The organism is Pseudofrankia coriaricola, from assembly GCF_032027725.1.
Taxonomy (GTDB): Bacteria; Actinomycetota; Actinomycetes; order Frankiales; family Frankiaceae; genus Pseudofrankia.
The window spans coordinates 1-17,236 of sequence record NZ_JASNFO010000146.1; the positions used below are offsets into that span (position 1 = coordinate 1).

A 17,236-nucleotide genomic window follows, 5' to 3' on the forward strand; every position below is an offset into this window, starting at 1 on the left:
CCAGGGTGCCGTCAAAGTCCCTTTTCGCTGATCAGGCCGATGATCTGGAGGACGCGTTCGGGCTGGCGGGCGGTGGCTCGCAGGGCTTTGGCGATGCTTCTGTGTCCGGTGAGGCGTAGCGCGCTGATGGCGGTGTCGCGGGCGATCGCCCAGGCCAGGGGCGCGTTGCCGGTGCGGACGGTGTGGCGGTCCTCGTCGAGGACGCGGTCGCGGACGTGGTGGACCGCTTCGACCGTCCAGTGCCCGCGTGCCCGTGCCGCGAGGTCCCGTGGGTGGGCCTGTTCGGCGGGCAGGCTGGTGACCAGGTAGAACACCTCCTCGGACAGGGCCGGTTTCGAGGTGACGGTCTTCTTGCGCCGGGTGCGCCGGCGCAGCTCGACGACCTGTTTCGTGCCCCAGAAGCCGACGAGTTTCGGTGTGGTGACGGTCAGTGCCTTCAGCGAGCGGGCCTCGATCCGGCCGTGGGCCTTCTCGACCGTCGTGACCAGGTCCGGTGCCTGCCCCCAGGGCAGCCTGGTGAGGTTGGCGTGGACGGTGGGCTGGTTCAGCTTGATCACTAGAAGCCAGTGGCCGCCCCTGGCCCGGATCTTCCGGGCGAGGCGTTCGTGGGAGTGGAGCGAGTCCGCCGTGACCAGGACGTCGGTCAGGTCGAGCCGGCCGGCCAGCGCCTCGACCGCGGCGATCTCGTCGCCGCCGACGACCCGCTGGTGGCCGGCGGCGACGCCGGTGTCGTGCCAGACCGCCTCGACCACCGCCTCCTGGATCATCGCCCCGGCCTGGGTGAACGACCGGGCGCCCTTGAGCGTCTTGCCGTCGAAGGCCAGCCCCCGCGGCCCCGACGGCGGGTCCGCCACTGCCACGGCCCGGGCGATCCAGCCCGAGAGCGCCGCGTCGAGCCCGGCCGGGTCACAGCCCTCGACCAGGCGCCGGATCGTGCGTTCGGACGGGACCCCGCGGCTGAGCCCGAACCCGGCGAGCAGCTCCGCCGGCAACTCGACCGCCCATTCCCAGACCGCGGTGAAGGTCTGCTGACCAGCCAGAACCCCGGTGAACCACAGCGCCAGCACCGACGCCAGCCCGTAGCGGCGCCCCCGCGCCTTCCGCCGGTCGGGCACCACGCCGAGTGCGCCGAGCAGCCCACCGGCCTGCCCGACCGCTCTGGCCGCCAGCCGGGCCCGCTGACCGGCGGGAACACGGGTAGGCGACACTGAAGGCACGGACGCGGCCCCACTCTCGGACGATCATGGCGTAGGAACCTCGATCATCCCGTGGGCGCCGCGTCCGCCCGTTCTCGGGGCCGGCCCGACGGCAGCGCCCCCGCTCTCCCGCCGCGCGGAGTCGCAGAAGACCAGATAACAGCCCAACCCGACGATCCCGCGGCCGACCAGGCAGAAGCTGATCAGACACACGGCGGCCGTCGCGGGCCGGTACACCCGGCAGCCGTAGCCGCTACAGGCCCACGACGCCAGCCGACACGCCGCCCACGACTTTGTCGCAGCCCTGGGGAACACCGCCTCGAACTTCGCCGCGAGCACCCGCCGAACGTCCTCCATCTAGGCCATACCATACCAAGACGGGCGATCCTGGGAAGCTACGGCCTATTTTTCTGCAAACCCTAAGCGGACGACAGCGAGCTCGACGAGCGGTTCTGGCAGATGGCGCTTTTTACGTTCAATCAGGACAAGGATGCGCTGGAGGCGATCGAGCAGGTGGCGCTCACTCATCCGGGCCCGTTGGGCGAGTTCAGCGTGTATTCCGGCAGGTCCGGCCTGCGGCTGCGCCGAATTTTAAGCAGCGCCTTGCGGACGAAACCCGAGGACCAGCCACGTCCTGATCGTGATCTTAACCTCTTCGTTGTTGGGCCACCAGCACCTATCCCGGCCGTGCGCAGAGCAGAGGCTAAGCGGCAAGCTGAAGGTCCGCCCAGGCACGATGATCGAGCGCCGACCACCCCACTCGCAGCCAAATGAGGCGGACGAGTCGATCCATGACTCGACTTTCCTGGGTAGGCACGATAATCTTCAGGGAGTGTGTCGGCCGTCACCAGCCGAGTCCGGAACTGTGAACGGAGGAGCCGCCATGGGCGTGGATGCTCGCCCGGAAACTCTGCCCCTCGGCAGCGCGCCTACGTTTCCGCGCCGTATGTGGTGGGTGGCAGCGCGTTCGTCGGAGGTGGGCGATGAACTCTTAGCCCGCCGGATCGCCGATCTGCCGATGGTCTTCTACCGGACCAGACAAGGAACCGCGGTCGCCCTTGCCGACATGTGTCCGCACCGCTGGCTTCCGTTGTCGAAAGGCTGCCGGGAGGGCGACCAGATCAGGTGCGGATACCACGGGATGCTGTTCAGTCCCGACGGGTCGTGCGCCGACGTGCCATCGCAGCCGGAGGCCGCCGCAGGTGCGGCGGTGCGTACCTACGCAGTCGTCGAGCGGGGGCCGTGGATCTGGGTTTGGACGGGCGATCGGGAAGAGGCTGACCCTGCCGAGATCCCTGCCTATCCATGGTTGATGGATCCGGATTGGGATCGGGTCGACGGCTACATGCCACTCGCGGCCAACTACTTGCGAGGCCATGAGAACGTCCTCGATCTCAGTCACTTCTCCTATCTGCATCCCGGTACCGTCGGTACCGACGAGTGGACCAAAGTGCGGCCGATCATCAGGGTCGAGGACGGCGTGTTGTATGAGCTTCGCGATCTGCCGGCGGCGGCGGCACCGCCGAGCACCGCCGTGCTGGGGGTTAAACCCGGTTCACTCGTCGACCGGCGTAACGAGAGCAGGGTTCCAACGCCAGCCCTGCACATCGCGACGACGACGTTGCGCAGTCCGGCTGGCGACGGGCACGAGTACCACGGGGCGATCCTGCACGCGTTTACTCCTGCGACGGAGAGGACGACCCACTACTTCTTCGCGGCAGCGCGTGACTGGCAGGTGGGCGACAGTGAGCTCAACGCTAAGATCCAACAGATAGCGATCACCACGTTCGGTCAGGACAAGGATGCGCTCGAAGCGGTGGAGGAAGTGGCGCTTACCCACCCCGGGGAACTGCACGAGCTCAGCGTGCGCTCCGACAAGTCTGGACTGCGGCTGCGCCGACTGATCAAACAGCGCCTACTGGACGAAGCCGAGGAACAAGGCGCGTCCTGAAGCGGCTTCAGCGAGTTCGTGGGGCTGCCGTTCATCCACACCAACGCGCCGATCTATCTGGCCGCCGTCGCGCGCGGCCCGAGCCGACCCGCGGGAGAACCGAGTCGTGCCCGCGATGACCCGCGTCACACCGCACGGCAAGGTCAGGATATCCAGTGCTCGTGGGTGAGGCTCGGCGTGGACGGCTGCCGCGCACTGCTCACCGGCGGCGTGAACGACCTCGGCGGCATCCTCGTAGAGGAAACGATCAGCCGGACGGCCCGCTCGGCCGAGACCGGCGCCGACCTGGAGGCGATCACCACCGGCATCGATCGACCCGTCCGGCGGCGCGACACCCTCCACGGGGCGGTCAGCGAGAAGCACAGCGACGCGGCCCGCCGCTCCCGCATCCTGCCGCGCACGGCCCTACGGCAAGCCTGGCACCCCATGACGGTGGGGCTGCAGTGCCGCTGAAGCGGCCAGGCAGGCGCCTCGGATGTTGGATCAGAACTCTTGCCTGTGAACTCGAATCGTCTATTGACAATCGAATCTGATCGAGCCACCGTTGTCTAGGACACTCCGGGGGCTGCCCAGGCTTCTTTCAAGGGAGTTCGTTATGCGGTGGAACAAGGGCTTGGTGACGGTAGGCGTGATCGCTGCAGTCAACTTCGTGGCGGCGGCGGGTAGTAGCGGCCAGGCTCAGCAGGGGACGAGTCCTCTACCGTCGTGTCAGCGCCGACATCGGGTCAACAGATGCGGTCGTCTCGGCGACCCAGGCCGACGACTGGGCCAAGGAACTCTCAAGATTTGAGGTGTGAAGTCGCTTCTAAGGTCGGGCCAAGTGAGGTGCCGGATCGTGCTATGGCAGCTGTGTTCGAATATTTCCGAAGACCTACGGTCGGACGGGGGTGCTCTCCAAAGCCAGTCTCGTCGCGTATCGCGGGGAAGTTCATGCCTTGGTCGGCGGGAACGGCTCAGGGAAGTCGATGCTCATCCAGCTGTTCGCCGGGGTGGTGCCTGTCGACAGGGATGGGTACATCGCGACCGCGGATGGCCGCGGCGTGTCGAGCATCGGTCTGGCACGCGGAACAACGGGCCCATCTGCGGTTCGTGCATCAGGATCTCCTATGATCCCGACGAGATCGAGCTTTACTCCCACATTGACGGGCTGGAGATCCAGAGGGCGACGACGGCACCGTTGATCACTAGCATGCGGAGTTGATTTGCTGGAGGTGGCGGCGAGTCGTGATCCGCTCCGGAGGCTTGGCCTTTGCCGGTACCCAGCGGGTGTGGGCTCGCGTCGAAAGCCGCCGCAATTCCTGGGCCTCTGGGTGGGTTCTCGAAACCGGGATACCGGAGGTTGGTGTAATGCAAAGCTTTGTTCGTGGGCGGAAGCCTCTCGCAGATGAAACTGCCAGCGCACAGGAGAGTTGTCGGCGTGAATGTACGACGTGTCGTCATCGGTACCGGCCCAGCGGGCGAGAGTGTCGTGGTCAGTGATGAATCAGCACCTAGGAGCCACGACTTCGTGCACACCCCTGGTTACGGCTACGCCATCATGTGGGATTCGCCCGCCGACCTACGGTTGCCATTCGATGGCATCGATCGGTCGCTTGCGACCGACATTTTCTTCCCCATGCCTGGCGAGACGCGCTTCCTGGCCATGTCGATCCCGCCGGACTCGCTGTTCACCAGCGCCGAATTTGATGCCGCGGCGGCCGCGGCGGAGGCGATAGAATACACGCCTGGCGCGGGGGAGATCTTCGCGGGGGAGATCTTTGAGGTCGACAATCCCGACATGCATGAGACCCCGACGGTTGACTACAGCATCGTTTTTGACGGTGAGGTCTGGCTCGAGCTTCCCGGCGGAGGCGAAGCGCATTTGACCCGGGGCGATGTCGTGGTGCTTCAGGATGCGCGCCACGCGTGGCGGAACAAGACTGACAGCCCCGCGACGATGTATGGGGTCATGGTCGGCGCAAATAAATAGTACGACGCGAAGTGAAGCGATGAGCTTGAGGCTTGGAGACGAACTATGGACTTTCACGTGCAGATCGCGCCGTCCATCATCGCCCCTGAGAAGATCCGGATCGCGGAATCAATCGGGTACACGGGGGCGTGGCTCGGGTGCTCACCGGCGCTTGGCGGCGATGCGTTCACCTTCCTTGGTCTGGCAGCGTCCAAAGACGGAGCGCATCAGTCTTGGTCTGGGTGTGATGGTCCCGCACCTGCGTTACATCGCTGACGCGGCAACTGCGTTATTGACCTTGGATGCGCTTGCACCCGGCCGTGTCCGGGAGCAGCGCTCGCCTTGCATCTCGGTGCCGAAGGTCTCGGCCCCTTAGCCGGAAGCAAGGAGGCGATCGGCTTCTCCAAGAAGCTGGCGGAATTTCCGCCTGAGCGACGGATGGCGGAGATGCACCGACGGCACGCTATCGGTCTGAGCGACCTCGACCGTCCGTTCATCACGCCCAACACCATCCGCAAGGGGACGATGACCGGTACCCGCGAGGAGATACGCGCGACGCTCAAGCATTTCGAAGCCTCCGGTGCAACGACCTTGATCTACGGCGTATTTGGCGAGAACATTGCCCGCGAGCTCGAGGCTTTCGCCGATGTGGCAAGGCTCTGACCATCCCGCATCACTTTGAGAAAGGCAGAAAATTGGGGTCCTGATCGTTACTAAGGAGAGCTAAAGTAGCTGGACAAAGGTTGTGAGCTTGTGGTTTAGTCATCTCGTGCGCGAGACTGACGGCCCGAAACTTGACCATGCCACGATCGAACTCCTCGGCGGGAACACGGCGAACGGGACCGCCTGAAGCTCCGATTGGATGAGGTACGGCGATGACGGTTTATGACGTCGGTGGTGTGCTGTGTGCGCGGCCGTTCAGGCTAGGGCGCCTTGGCCACATTGGAATATCTGTCGACGACCTCGCGCTGACGGAACGCTTTTATCGTGAGGTACTCGGATTTCGCGTAACCGACCACTTGTATGAACCAGGTGGCAGCCCGTCACCCTTGGGAACGTTCCTTACCTACAACTCCGACCACCATGCGATGGTTCTCGCCGACACCGCGGCCGCGAAGGCACGCGGATTCAATGCGCCCGGCCTGACGCTCAACCAGATCAGTTTCCAGGTTTCGACCCTGCAAGAGGTGGTTGAGGCCCACGAGATGTTCGTCGCTGACGGTTTGTCGATCCGGGCAATCGGTAGAGATATTCCGGGCAGCAACTGGGCCGTCTATGTCGCCGACCCTGATGGTCACCCGGTCGAGTTGTTCTATGGGATGGAACAAATCGGGTGGGACGGGCGCAGTAAGCCGTCGGGTTTCCGTCGCTACCGGGCCACTGAGCCTCCGAAGTTGCCGCGGCCGGCGGAACGGGACGAGATCCAGGATGTGATCAACTTGGGTTTGAGCATCGCTGATGGGCATGTCTGGAATGACGTCGGTGAGGCGACCTACGACGTGGGTGGCGTGCTGCTACCGCGTCCGTTCAAAGTTATCAACTCAGGTCCGATCGGTTTGTTCGTCCAGGACCTCGACGCGTCGATAAGCTTCTACCTCGACCGACTAGGCATGGCAGTCACGGAAGAGGGGACCTGCCTCGGCGAACGTCTCGTTCACCTCCGGTCCGGCACCGAACATCACACGATCACGTTGATGCCGATATCGCTGCGGGCCAAGCTCGGACTTAGCGATCGATCCACCCTGGCGACCTACGGCATGCAGGTTGGTTCCTACCGCCAGCTTCGCGACGCGCGGCGGTTCCTGGCTGAACAAGGGTACTCGGTCCTCGAACTACCGCCCGAAATACATGCCGGGATCGACTTCGCCATCCACGTCGTGGATCCCGAAGGGCACTGCGTGCAGCTGTACTACGAGCTGGAGCAGGTCGGTTCGTCCGGGCGCCCACTGTCGCCCCGCGAACGTCGGGTCGTCCCTGACGTGTGGCCCGAGCAGCTCGACCCGCCGACGGCAACATCGCCCAATCGGACCTTTCAAGGACCGCTCGGTTAGCGAAGGCGACTCCCAACAGCCATCACGCCGCCGCCCGTCCTCTCGCCGTGACTCCCGCCCGGGGCGGTCCTGTTCGACCAAGGGGGCGGCCGATGCTGATGAGGCACTTGGTCGCGTCCTGGATGCGGCGGGACGGCATCGAATCCCCGTCCTTCTCGGCGAGGCCGAAGGAGCGGCTGTCAGCAGTGGTTGTCACGCGCGGCGCCCGACGGCGCGTTCTTCCGTCGCATGAGGAGGGTGGTGCTCCCGAACTGGACCGGCGGTGTGCGGCTCGGGCGGGTCCGTGGACCGTCCCGAAAACCGGCGCTGCGGGTGGGCTGGGCAAGTTCGGGGTGACCGTGAACGCGATCGCGCCTGGCTTTATCGAGACCGACATGACCGCGGCGGCCGCGGCCCGGATCGGCATCCCCTTCGCGGAGTTTGCGAAGGCCGCGGCGGCGGAGATCCCGGTGGGGCGCACCGGCACGCCCGACGACATCGCTCACGCGGTTTCGTTCTTCGCCAGCGAGGGTGCCGGCTTCGTATCCGGTCAGGTGCTGTACGTGGCCGGCGGGCTGCGGGGCTGAATGACGGAGGGCGAGATCATGCCGGTGTTTCTGGGTATCACGGAGCTAGAGAAGGCGGTCGGCACCCATCTCGGCTACAGCGACTGGCACACCGTCACGCAAGAACAGATCGACTTGTTCGCCGACGCCACGGCGACCGTCAATGGATCCACGTCGACCCGGAACGCGCCGCGGCCGGGCCATTCGGCACCACCATCGCGCATGGCTTCCTCACCCTCTCGCTGGTGGCGCCGCTGGTGGAGCAGGTCTATCGGGTCGAGGGCGTGTCCATGGGAGTGAACTATGGGCTGAACAAAGTGCGCCTTCCGGCGCCGGTCCCTTCCGGATCGCGGGGTGCGCGCCGGCGTGGAACTGGCGTCTCTCGTGCCGACCGAAACGGCTCGCAGGCGACGGGGCGGGCGACCATCGAGATAGAGAGGCTTGCCCAAGCCCGCATGCGTCGTCGAGTGCCTCTCGCTGCTGGTGCCGTGAGATGGAGCAACTACCCGGACTCGATCTGGCGCGGTTCGCCGCGCGGTTCGACCGCGCCTGCCCGGGAGAGGCGACCGGGGCGTTGCGGGCTCGGTTGCTTGCCGGCGGGCGCTCCAACCTCACCTACGAGGTGAGCGACGGCGTTCGCAGCTGGGTGGTGCGCCGGCCGCCGCTCGGGCACGTACTCGCGAGCGCGCACGATATGGCCCGCGAGCACCGCGTTATTACCGCGCTGCGCAGCACCGGCGTGCCGGTGCCCGCAACATATGCACTGTGCGATGGCGCGGACGTCATCGGGGCGCCCGTTCTACGTGATGGAGCGGATCGACGGCACGGCGTACCGGCTCGCAGAGCAGCTCGCGGCCCTCGGACCGATGTTCTCCACGGTGCGAGGGGAGACTCAGCCACGCGCGGTCAACAACCTCGCCGTCCAGGCCCTCATCGCCACCGACGCCAAGAACAAGACCATCGTCGGCCACGCCGCCGCCCGCAGCGCCGTGACCGAGGTCACGACAGAATGAGCACCACCACGACAACCTGAGCATCAAGGCCCCGCCGGCACCCCGGCGGGGCCTTCCTCATACTCGATACTCGGCCGTGCCCACCATCAACGATGCCGTCATGGACATCCAGCGCGTCGCGGGACAGCCGTGACCTGGCACAAGACGCGGTACACGGCCACCGCCGGTGCGCCCTCACGGGCGAGCTTCGCGCACATTGCTGCGCCTATCCCCGACCCGCCGCCGGTCACGGCAACGACCTTTCCAGCCAGCCGCATTTGAAGTTGTGCCCTGCAGGCACGGCGGCGGCAAGATAGCGGCTGCGCGTTGCCGCACCGCCTTGCTCAGCCGCTTCGCGGCTCAGAACGTCGGCGGTGCCGCCGGTTCTGGCAGGGTCGGTGTCGCGGTGTCGACGGAGCTCGAGACGGGCGACCTGGTTGCGGTGGACTTCGTCCGGGCCATCGGCCAGGCGTAGGTAGCGTGCCGTCGTATACGCGGCGGCCAAGCCGAAGTCGTTGGTAACGCCTGCGCCTCCGAATGCTTGGATGGCCCAATCGATGACCCGGCATGCCATGGTAGGCGCAACGACCTTGATCATTGCGATCTCGGCGCGGGCGGCCTTATTGCCGCTGGTGTCCATGGCCCAGGCGGCCTTGAACGTGAGCAGGCGAGCTTGCTCGATGAGCATGCGTGATTCGGCGACGCGTTCAAGAGTGACTGTCTGCTTGGCTAGTGGTTTCCCGAACGGCGAACGTGACTCGGTGCGGCGACACACCCGTTCCAGCACGCGTTCAGCCAGGCCGATTAGCCGCATGCAGTGGTGGATGCGCCCCGGTCCCAACCGGCCTTGGGCGATCTCAAACCCACGCCCCTCGCCGAGGAGCAGATTGCTCGCCGGTACACGTACGTCCTCGAGGATGACCTCGGAGGCTTTGTCGAGCACACCCCAGTAGCCGAAGATCGGCAGCGGCCGGATCACCCGCACACCGGGCGTGTCAGTCGGAACGAGCATCATTGACTGCTGCCGATGAAGATCGGGCGAGTCCGGGTTCGACTTCCCCATAAAGATCATGATATGGCAGCGGGGATCGGTCGCTCCGGTCGTGAACCACTTGCGTCCATTGATCAGGTAGTCGTCGCCGTCGGCGATGACCGAGCTCTCGATATTGGTGGCATCACTGGAGGCAACCTCGGGCTCGGTCATTGCAAACGCTGAACGGATCTCACCGGTCAGCAATGGTGTCAACCAACGTTCCTTCTGCGCTGCTGTACCGTAACGAGCGAGCACCTCCATATTGCCGGTATCGGGCGCCGAACAGTTGAACACCTCCGAGGCCATCAGCGAACGGCCCATCACCTCACACAACGGCGCGTACTCGATGTTTCTCAGATCCGCGCCGCCGTGACCCGGGGGAAGGAAAAGATTCCACAGCCCCGCGGCACGCGCCTTCGGCTTGAGCTCGTCGATGACCTCCGCATGCCCGTACGGACCGGCAACCTCGGCCTGCTCAAAGTACTTGGCCTCGTTCGGATAGATGTACTCAGCCATGAAGTCCTCAAGGCGCTCTCGCAACGCCAGGACCTCCGGCGAGTGAGCGAAATCCATTGAGCCATTCTCCTTGTCTGATCGGCGACGACAAGAACAGGTTCCGTCTCTCCAGTCAACAACGACCAAGGACCTCACGAATCATGGACCGGTCCAACCATGTTGCGGAGACTGGTCGAGCCACCGATAACCCCGCGACGCTCATCCGCTTTTCCGGTCCCCATGTCAGACAAGGCGCAGGGCGGCGGCGCCTAGCCGATCCTGAACTGTAATATAGAGACCAGCGCTGACACAACGATGCAACGTCCGTCGAGTCAGGCTCCGCCTGTTTCCGGGGCTTCGTCGAGCAGCCGCTGTTTGATGAGCCTGCGCAGCCCCGGCCCCGAATTTGCAGGACGCACGCTGAACTCCGCGCGAAGCACTTCGGCCGTGCCGGGATGCAGATAGATCGCAGCCTTCATTGGTGCTCCTTCTATTAGACCCGTGCGGCGCGTCTCGGTCACACAACTGGGGACACAAGACCTACCTCAAGTCGTACTGAACCGGGGCAACCTCCGTTTGAGCATCACCCCTGAGCCCTTTCCGAAGTCCGAGGCAACTCGGAGGCCGCCAGGCTCTGACTTCTCGGTCGAGGATCGCCGCGCCGGTGTCAGCCAGGCCCGCGCGTACAGTGCGACCAACGGACCAGCGAGCAAAGGGAGCGAACTGCGAGGTTTACATTGACAACGCATGTGTGACCGCTCGCCTGTCTCACCAGCGGAAGCCTGCGTTGCGTCGCAGATGGAGGCATCAACTACGTCGCGAGTTTCTTCCGGCTCAACCTCGGCCGCTAGCCACAGGCCCACAGACGTATGGAACGCCTCGTGACCGACGTCGAAGATGATCCTCTTCACCGCTGCTCACTTGGCGTCGGCGGGAAGCCTCGAAAGGCAGGTCGGCGTCGCTGTTGCCAGGACTCGATGCCTTCGATCAGGTCTGGCCAGGTGAACGAAAGGTGCGTGTCCGCGTCGGCTGTGGTCAGCGCTGGGAAGGGTGGCAAGAGGTCAGCCTCGGCCAGCTGCCGCTTCACGGCCGCGATGGCGCGCGGTGAACAGTTCTGGCTGATGTCCCGGGCATATGCGAGCGCCTCGCCGCAGACTCGGTCGGCCGGGAGGCAGAATTCGGCTAGGCCATAGCTGAACGCCTCACGTCCGGTGAAAATCCGGCCGCTGAGGAGAAGATCGAGCGCGCGACCCCGGCCGACCAGCCGCGGAAGCGCCCAGGCGACGCCGTGCTCAGCTATAAGGCCGCGACGCACGAATGCTGTCGTCAGTTTGGCTTCCTCGGCGAGGAAACGAACGTCGGCGTGCAACGCGATCGCTAGCCCGACTCCCGCGCAGGGACCGTTCACCGCGGCGATCACCGGCTTCGCCATCGTCGGGGGGAAGCAGCCCGGGTCGCGCCGGGGCAGAGGGGCTCCACCGGTCGCCAAGTCGGTCGCCGAACCGGACAGGTCGGCGCCGGCACAAAACCCCCGCCCTGCACCGGTTACCACGATGACCCGGACATCCGGATCCGCATCTGCGTTGGCGAGTGCGTCGAAGTACGCACGCTCCATGCCCGGCGTCAAAGCGTTGAGCGATTCGGGTCGGTTGAGTGTCAGTACGACCACCGCCCCCGACCGTTCGATGAGGAGCTCGCTCACGCCTGTGTCCTTCCGTTGGGTCCCTGATGTCGACAGCACGCGGTCATCCAGGGACCGTTCAGCGCCCTTGCCAGATTGGTGGGCGTTTCTCGGTGAAAGCCCGTGCCCCTTCCGCGGCATCCGGGGAGGCAAAGATTGCCGCCGCGGTCTCGCCCCGCAGAGCTAACAGGTCGGCGTCGACCATCTGGCCGTCGCGCGGATCAACCGTTTCGACGCAGCGACGGCCAGCGGGGCTTGTGTCTGAGTGCGGCGGCCAGCCCGACGGCGGCGTCGAGTGCTACCCCCTGGCGGTGTTAGCTGCGCTATCAGCCCATGCTGGAACAGCTCTTGAGCCTCGATCTGTTCACCGGTAAGCGCGATGCGCAGAGCAGCCTGGTAGGGCAGGCTTAGACCGAGTCGCACCAGTCCACCGGCGGCCGCAAAGAGGCCTCGCTTGACCTCGGGCAGACCGAACCGCGCATCCTGCGCTGCGACGATCAGGTCCGCCGCGAGAGCAATCTCGGACCCGCCGGCCAAGGCATAGCCCTCTACGGCGGCTATCAACGGCTTGTCGGGCGGGCGAGCGGTGATACCGCCGAAGCCACGGTCCCCGCCCGCGGGCATTCCTTCTGTGGGAAACGCCTTCAGATCCATCCCCGCGCAGAAGGTTCCGCCAGCGCCGGTCAGCACGGCGGTCGCGAACTCGGGCCCGGTGTCTAAACGGTCCAGCGCTGCGGCGATCCCCTCGCGGACCTCCCGGTTGACGGCGTGGCGCGCCTGCGGCCAATGTTCTCACCGACCAGGACCTGACCGACAACGTGCGATGTCACAGCATGTTCGGACACGTCAGCTCCTCGGATGCGTTGCTCGACCGCCGATCGCGGCCCCCAATCGTGGTCCGTTCACACGGTGCGCTACTCCGCGGCACCTCGCGCCGATCTAGGCTGGCGGCGCCTGAACTCTGGAAGGTCGCACCGTGGTCACCAAACGCACGACAGAAGTGCCGGACTCTCCGATGCCGCCCAGGTCGAAAGGGGGACGTCGGCGATCCCTTGGGTGTAGCGGCTTACTGTTTCAAGGTGGAAGGCGTAATCAATGCGGCGCGGAGCACGCCACCGACGTCATACTCCGTCATCGTCCTCCCGCTCGGATCTGCCGCACAGCGCTTATCAGGACCCCCCGCCCAGGAACTCGATCGACTTGGCGTTGAACTCGTCTGCTCGTTCGAACTGCGCCCAGTGGTCGCAGCCGGTCATCTCCAACACTTCGGCTTTTGGAGCGAGTTCTCCGATGCGGTAGGCATTGCGGAGGTAGATGTTCGAAACGTCGGTTGCGGCGATGACGAGCACCGGATGCGGGAACGCACGCCAGTCGTCATCGGTCAAGATGCCTTCTTCGGTATCCGGAATCACGAACTGCATCGCACGTTGCATGGCCGGGTCACTGTAGACACCGAAACGGACTGCGACCACGTCGTCGATAACGTTCGCATCGTCAAGGATCAGCTGCTCGAAAACGGTTCGGATACCCGCCCAGGTGACGTCCGTGCTCGCCTTGGCTCTGCTGCTTCGCGTCAGGGCAAGCCGGTCCCGGAACTCCTGAAGATCGAGAATGATGCCGGCTGGCGAGATCATCACGATCCGGTCGACGCGATCGGGTGCGTCCTGAGCGACGCGAGCCGAGATCCAGCTGCCCAGAGAGACGCCTACGAGAGACGCTCGCTCGATGCCGAGCTCGTCCATGACCGCACGGACATGCGCGCTCCAGTCGTAGGCCGTGAGTTGCCGATCCGGTTTGTCGGTCCATCCGCAGCCGAGCATATCGATGGCAACGACATGAAAGTGCTCGGCGTATGCCGCGATGTTCGCGGTGAAGTTTTCCAGGCTGCCCGCCACGCCATGCAACAGAATGACTGCGGGACGGTCACGTTCACCGGCTTCGAGGTATCGGGTTCTGTAGCCTCCGACGGTGACGAATCCCAGCTGGTGGGGCGTGCGGTGAATGAAGGTCCAGACGCTGCGGTAGGCCACGGCCTGACTTTCCTCGATGGTGGAGTCAGTTTGTTGTGACGCGCTCATGTGCCTGCCATTCTTCAGGTGATACGGAATAGTCAGAGGCCAGCCACGTCGGCGAAAGCTTCGAGTTCGCGGGTAACGTTAGATCCGAAGGGGCCGTAGATCAAGGTCGTCGCGCCGGTCGCCTCGAAATGCTTGAGCGTCTCGCGCATCTCCTCGCGGGTGCCGGTCATCGTCCCCTTGCGGATGGCGTTCGGCGTGACGAACGGGCGGTCCAGATCGCTCAGGCCGATGGTGTGGCGTCGGTGCATCTCCACCATCCGGCGCTCCTGCGGGAAATCGGCCAGCTTCTTTGAAAAGCCGATTTCCTCCTCGCTTCCAGTTAAAGGGCCGAGACCCTCGGCGCCGAGATGCAAGGCGAGCGCCGCTCCGGGGCCAGCCGCGTCCAACACTCGCGGGGAATCGAGGGTTTCACGCTCCTCGAGGACGGTTCCGTAGAACGCCACCGCCGAGGGACCTTTGGTGAAGGTGATGCGGGAGCCATGCACCGGACTGGTGATCACTCCATCTGCGACCCGGTCCGCGATTTCGAGGCCCTTTGGTCCGTGCGCGGCAACCCAGATCGGCACATCCCCGGGCGTCTTGATGCCGAGTGAGCCGTTGTGGAGCAGGCCGAAGCGTGTGCCGTCCCAGTCGATCTCGCGGCCAGCGATCAACTCGCGTAGGCCGGCTACGTACGCTTCGACTTGGGCCCAGCGGACCGGTCTGCGGTTGAGCAGAGCGGTGCTCGTGAACCCCGACCCGACGCCGGCAATGACGCGGCCCGGTGCTAGCGCGTCGAGGGTCAATAAGGCAGTTGCCGCGTCAGCGATGTGACGCAGGTGCGGCACTATCACACCCAGACCAAGGCTGATCCGCTCGGTCCGGGCCGCTGCCAGGCCGAGGAACGTGAATGCGTCGCCGGCAAGTGCCGGTGAACACCCCAGCCACGCCCCCGTGTAGCCAAGCGACTCCGCGATGCGGATCTCCTCCGGTGCAGTGAGAGATCCCGCGATCTGTACGTGAAACTCCATGTCTCATCTCCAGGCGTCTAGCACATCGCTTCAGTTTGCGCGGTTCCTATTTGTGGGCGCCGATCATGACCCCATACATGGTCGCCGGGCGGTCGGACTTGTTTCGCCACGCGTGGCGCGCGCCCTGGAGCACCACGACATCGCCTCGGGTCAGGTGGACTTCTTCTCCGCTGGGGAGCGCGAGCCAGACCTCTCCATCGAACACGATGCTATAGTCGATCGTTGGGGTCGCATGCATGCCGGGGTTGTCGGCCTCGAAGATCGCCGCTGCCCCGGGCGTGTATTGCGCGGCTTCCGCCGCGGCTGCGGCGGCATCAAAGTCGGCGCTGCTGGATAGCGCGTCCGGCGGGATGGTCATGGCCAGGAATCGTGTTTCCCCCGGCAGAGGGAAGAAGGTGTCGACTTCGAGGGATCGGTCGACGCCGTCGAATGGCAACTGCAGTTCGGCGGGCGAGTCCCAGACGATGGCATAGCCGGAACCAGGCGTGTGGACGAAGTCGTGGCTTCGTGGCGCCACTTCATCGCTGATCACGACGCTTTCGCCGCCTGGGCTGGTACCGATGAGAACCCGTCGAACATTCATGCTGTGAACTCCTCCTTTACGTTTCGCGGTTCCGTCTCTCACCAGATCGGTGAGCGGCGAGCTTGGCAAGCCAGATGCCAGCCGGCGTCTAGATCCTCTGCTCAAGAACCGAGTTGGTATCCATTTCCACTTCGCCCCTCCTCGGTTCCATGCGCCGCAATGTGGGGCACGGAATGCTGATCGGCGACCCAGTGATGTCCGACCGGGGCACCGACTGCCAAGAGTTCCTCGACTACGATCAGCCGATCGACGGCAGACCGTCCCCGGCCCCCGTACTCGACAGGCAGGTTCATGCCGAGCGAACCTTGGGCTGCGAGATCTCGCGAGAACTGGGGGTCGGTGTCGCCGCCCATGCCCAGACGGGTTTATAGCTTCCAGGCAGGACACGCTTGGCCAGCCAGCTTCGCAGCTGCTCGCCTATCCCCCTAAGCGCCATCTGTGGCATCGAGGGTTCGCGCCGACGGCGACAGTTCGTTACGCACGTCGTCCATGCCGCGCATGTGGGCTCCCTTGACCGTTGTCCGTGCGTGCCAACACTGGCGCGGCAGGATTCGATTGTCAAGGCTGGACTCGACTATGAACGGCAGCGGCTGGCTGGACCCTCGGCCGGAGGGGGTGTTGCGAACCGCCGGTTACGCACTGTGGTCCTCGTGGTTGCGGCTGTTCCACGCGTCGAGCGTCGCGCTGGCGCTCCTGTCGATGTGGGCGCCTACAAGCTTCTCTGCGAGCGCTGCGTCACGGTGTACTGTGGCATCGGTGATGGCGGCGTGCTCGTTCACGGTGGCGCGTCCACCGCCATAGCGGTTCTCGTGGACGTACAGTCTCGCGTACTGGCGGAAGATCTCCGCCTGATCGAAGAGGTCCCGTCGGTTCTTGACCCAATGCCACGTAGTCTAAGTTGATCAGGCTGCTCGTGGTGATGCCGGGCCGCCGCGGCTGCCGGGGTCGACGGGTGTCGGAACCGGTCGAAGTTCGATGCTCCTGGCCAGTCGGACGGTCGGCGGTGCGTCGTGGCGGCTGCCGTGCTGGCCGGGTTTCTTGACCGGGTAGGAGTTGTGGCGGGCGCGCCGGACGACGCGGGGGTAGCTGCGGTGGCGTCGCTTGTTCAGTTTGGGGCGCCGGGTGATGTCGGTCTGGACCCGGCGCAGGATCCGGTCACGGTGTTCAGGGGGAAAAGGACGGGTCGCCGACCCGTCTGCGCATGAGCCTGACGGTGCGTTTGAACCTGACCCGGTCCGGGTCGATCCCGGCGGTGGTCGCGGCCGAGCAGATCAGCGCGCTGATCGCGAAGTGGGTGAGCAGGTAGCCCCAGATCTCCTGCTCGACGAGCTTCGGGGTCTTCGAGCGCAGGACAGGCCGGCCCTCGCCGAGGTCGGTCTTGTGGTGGCCGATCACAGTCTCAGTGAGCCACTGTTGGTGCTCCTGAAGCTGTGATCGTTTTTCATGTCTGGGTTCCGTTCGTGCTCGGGTCTGGTTGTGCCGGGTGGGGTTGGGTCCAGCGGGCTCGGGTGTAGTAGCCGGGTGGGCGGTCACGGCGTTCGCGGAGCCGTCTGATCTCGGCGTCGTCGGCGAGGATGATCCAGGATCTGCCGTCCGGGTGGCGCTGGGCAGTGATCCATCCTCGGTAGATCCAGTTGTAGAGGGTGGCGGTTGGCATGTTCAGGGCGACGGCG

At 65.0% G+C, this 17,236-nt stretch carries 22 protein-coding genes and 3 pseudogenes; 11 read left to right on the forward strand and 14 right to left on the reverse strand.

The window, feature by feature from the left end; translation table 11 throughout:
- Window positions 1–11 precede the first annotated feature (11 nt).
- Window positions 12–1,208, reverse strand: a complete 1,197-nt coding sequence (locus QOZ89_RS45160; RefSeq protein ID WP_312630223.1) for an ISAs1 family transposase — start codon at window positions 1,206–1,208, stop codon at window positions 12–14.
- Between the two features lie 33 nt (window positions 1,209–1,241).
- Window positions 1,242–1,553, reverse strand: coding sequence for a hypothetical protein (locus QOZ89_RS45165; RefSeq protein ID WP_312630228.1), 312 nt, complete (start codon window positions 1,551–1,553; stop codon window positions 1,242–1,244).
- 81 nt (window positions 1,554–1,634) lie between these two features.
- Between QOZ89_RS45165 and QOZ89_RS48075 the strand changes: the two are divergent.
- The 8 genes and pseudogenes from QOZ89_RS48075 to QOZ89_RS45200 all read left to right on the forward strand — a co-directional run.
- Window positions 1,635–1,970 (forward strand): annotated as a pseudogene (locus QOZ89_RS48075) (hypothetical protein); the annotation flags it as partial.
- Window positions 1,971–2,079: 109 nt separating this feature from the next.
- Entirely contained in the window at window positions 2,080–3,147 is a 1,068-nt protein-coding gene (locus tag QOZ89_RS45170; protein ID WP_071049117.1) for a Rieske 2Fe-2S domain-containing protein, read from the forward strand.
- 18 nt (window positions 3,148–3,165) lie between these two features.
- Window positions 3,166–3,600: a hypothetical protein gene (locus QOZ89_RS45175; RefSeq protein ID WP_071049118.1), complete on the forward strand. Its 435-nt coding sequence runs from the start codon at window positions 3,166–3,168 to the stop codon at window positions 3,598–3,600.
- 434 nt (window positions 3,601–4,034) lie between these two features.
- The gene (locus QOZ89_RS48080; RefSeq protein ID WP_157910505.1) at window positions 4,035–4,328 is read left to right on the forward strand and encodes an ATP-binding cassette domain-containing protein; all 294 of its coding nucleotides are present in this window, start codon (window positions 4,035–4,037) and stop codon (window positions 4,326–4,328) included.
- Window positions 4,329–4,564: 236 nt separating this feature from the next.
- On the forward strand, window positions 4,565–5,116 hold the full coding sequence (locus tag QOZ89_RS45185) for a cupin domain-containing protein (RefSeq protein WP_312630230.1): 552 nt from the start codon (window positions 4,565–4,567) through the stop codon (window positions 5,114–5,116).
- Between the two features lie 321 nt (window positions 5,117–5,437).
- On the forward strand, window positions 5,438–5,758 hold the full coding sequence (locus QOZ89_RS45190) for a hypothetical protein (protein ID WP_131804007.1): 321 nt from the start codon (window positions 5,438–5,440) through the stop codon (window positions 5,756–5,758).
- Between the two features lie 212 nt (window positions 5,759–5,970).
- Window positions 5,971–7,146 carry a VOC family protein gene (locus QOZ89_RS45195; RefSeq protein ID WP_071049122.1) on the forward strand — a complete coding sequence of 392 codons (1,176 nt, stop codon included), beginning with the start codon at window positions 5,971–5,973 and terminating at the stop codon, window positions 7,144–7,146.
- Between the two features lie 122 nt (window positions 7,147–7,268).
- A complete protein-coding gene (locus QOZ89_RS45200) occupies window positions 7,269–7,712 on the forward strand; it encodes an SDR family oxidoreductase (protein ID WP_491677136.1) in 444 nt (147 codons plus the stop codon).
- Between the two features lie 74 nt (window positions 7,713–7,786).
- Here QOZ89_RS45200 and QOZ89_RS48555 read toward each other — a convergent pair whose 3' ends face one another.
- A complete protein-coding gene (locus QOZ89_RS48555) occupies window positions 7,787–7,915 on the reverse strand; it encodes a hypothetical protein (RefSeq protein WP_312630231.1) in 129 nt (42 codons plus the stop codon).
- On the opposite strand from QOZ89_RS48555, the gene QOZ89_RS45210 reads away from it, so the two are divergent.
- The 3 genes and pseudogenes from QOZ89_RS45210 to QOZ89_RS48565 all read left to right on the forward strand — a co-directional run bounded on the left by QOZ89_RS45210 (window position 7,859) and on the right by QOZ89_RS48565 (window position 8,704).
- Window positions 7,859–8,317: a MaoC/PaaZ C-terminal domain-containing protein gene (locus QOZ89_RS45210; RefSeq protein ID WP_274536534.1), complete on the forward strand. Its 459-nt coding sequence runs from the start codon at window positions 7,859–7,861 to the stop codon at window positions 8,315–8,317. The genes QOZ89_RS48555 and QOZ89_RS45210 overlap by 57 nt on opposite strands.
- Window positions 8,314–8,430 (forward strand): annotated as a pseudogene (locus QOZ89_RS48560) (phosphotransferase family protein); the annotation flags it as partial. The gene QOZ89_RS45210 and the pseudogene QOZ89_RS48560, both read left to right, overlap by 4 nt.
- Before the next feature lie 31 nt (window positions 8,431–8,461).
- Entirely contained in the window at window positions 8,462–8,704 is a 243-nt protein-coding gene (locus tag QOZ89_RS48565; protein ID WP_312630233.1) for a hypothetical protein, read from the forward strand.
- Between the two features lie 98 nt (window positions 8,705–8,802).
- On the opposite strand, the gene QOZ89_RS48090 is transcribed toward QOZ89_RS48565, so the two are convergent.
- From QOZ89_RS48090 to QOZ89_RS45270, 11 genes and pseudogenes are all read right to left on the reverse strand, one after another.
- The gene (locus tag QOZ89_RS48090) at window positions 8,803–8,961 is read right to left on the reverse strand and encodes an SDR family NAD(P)-dependent oxidoreductase (protein WP_116271532.1); all 159 of its coding nucleotides are present in this window, start codon (window positions 8,959–8,961) and stop codon (window positions 8,803–8,805) included.
- The gene (locus QOZ89_RS45225; protein WP_083418694.1) at window positions 8,931–10,289 is read right to left on the reverse strand and encodes an acyl-CoA dehydrogenase family protein; all 1,359 of its coding nucleotides are present in this window, start codon (window positions 10,287–10,289) and stop codon (window positions 8,931–8,933) included. Before QOZ89_RS45225 ends, QOZ89_RS48090 begins: the two co-directional genes overlap by 31 nt.
- Window positions 10,290–10,543: 254 nt before the next feature.
- On the reverse strand, window positions 10,544–10,690 hold the full coding sequence (locus QOZ89_RS45230) for a hypothetical protein (RefSeq protein ID WP_157910506.1): 147 nt from the start codon (window positions 10,688–10,690) through the stop codon (window positions 10,544–10,546).
- A gap of 428 nt (window positions 10,691–11,118) precedes the next feature.
- On the reverse strand, window positions 11,119–11,913 hold the full coding sequence (locus QOZ89_RS45235; RefSeq protein ID WP_071049124.1) for an enoyl-CoA hydratase-related protein: 795 nt from the start codon (window positions 11,911–11,913) through the stop codon (window positions 11,119–11,121).
- A gap of 162 nt (window positions 11,914–12,075) precedes the next feature.
- Window positions 12,076–12,633, reverse strand: coding sequence for an enoyl-CoA hydratase-related protein (locus QOZ89_RS45240; RefSeq protein ID WP_312630232.1), 558 nt, complete (start codon window positions 12,631–12,633; stop codon window positions 12,076–12,078).
- A gap of 428 nt (window positions 12,634–13,061) precedes the next feature.
- The gene (locus QOZ89_RS45245; RefSeq protein WP_071049125.1) at window positions 13,062–13,970 is read right to left on the reverse strand and encodes an alpha/beta fold hydrolase; all 909 of its coding nucleotides are present in this window, start codon (window positions 13,968–13,970) and stop codon (window positions 13,062–13,064) included.
- Between the two features lie 32 nt (window positions 13,971–14,002).
- On the reverse strand, window positions 14,003–14,980 hold the full coding sequence (locus tag QOZ89_RS45250) for an LLM class flavin-dependent oxidoreductase (RefSeq protein WP_071049126.1): 978 nt from the start codon (window positions 14,978–14,980) through the stop codon (window positions 14,003–14,005).
- Between the two features lie 46 nt (window positions 14,981–15,026).
- Complete coding sequence (locus tag QOZ89_RS45255) at window positions 15,027–15,563, reverse strand: cupin domain-containing protein (protein WP_071049127.1); 537 nt, start codon at window positions 15,561–15,563, stop codon at window positions 15,027–15,029.
- Between the two features lie 101 nt (window positions 15,564–15,664).
- A complete protein-coding gene (locus QOZ89_RS48095) occupies window positions 15,665–15,916 on the reverse strand; it encodes an acyl-CoA dehydrogenase family protein (RefSeq protein ID WP_083418696.1) in 252 nt (83 codons plus the stop codon).
- Between the two features lie 811 nt (window positions 15,917–16,727).
- Entirely contained in the window at window positions 16,728–16,958 is a 231-nt protein-coding gene (locus tag QOZ89_RS45265) for a hypothetical protein (protein ID WP_071049129.1), read from the reverse strand.
- 46 nt (window positions 16,959–17,004) lie between these two features.
- A pseudogene (locus QOZ89_RS45270) lies at window positions 17,005–17,236 on the reverse strand (recombinase family protein); the annotation flags it as partial.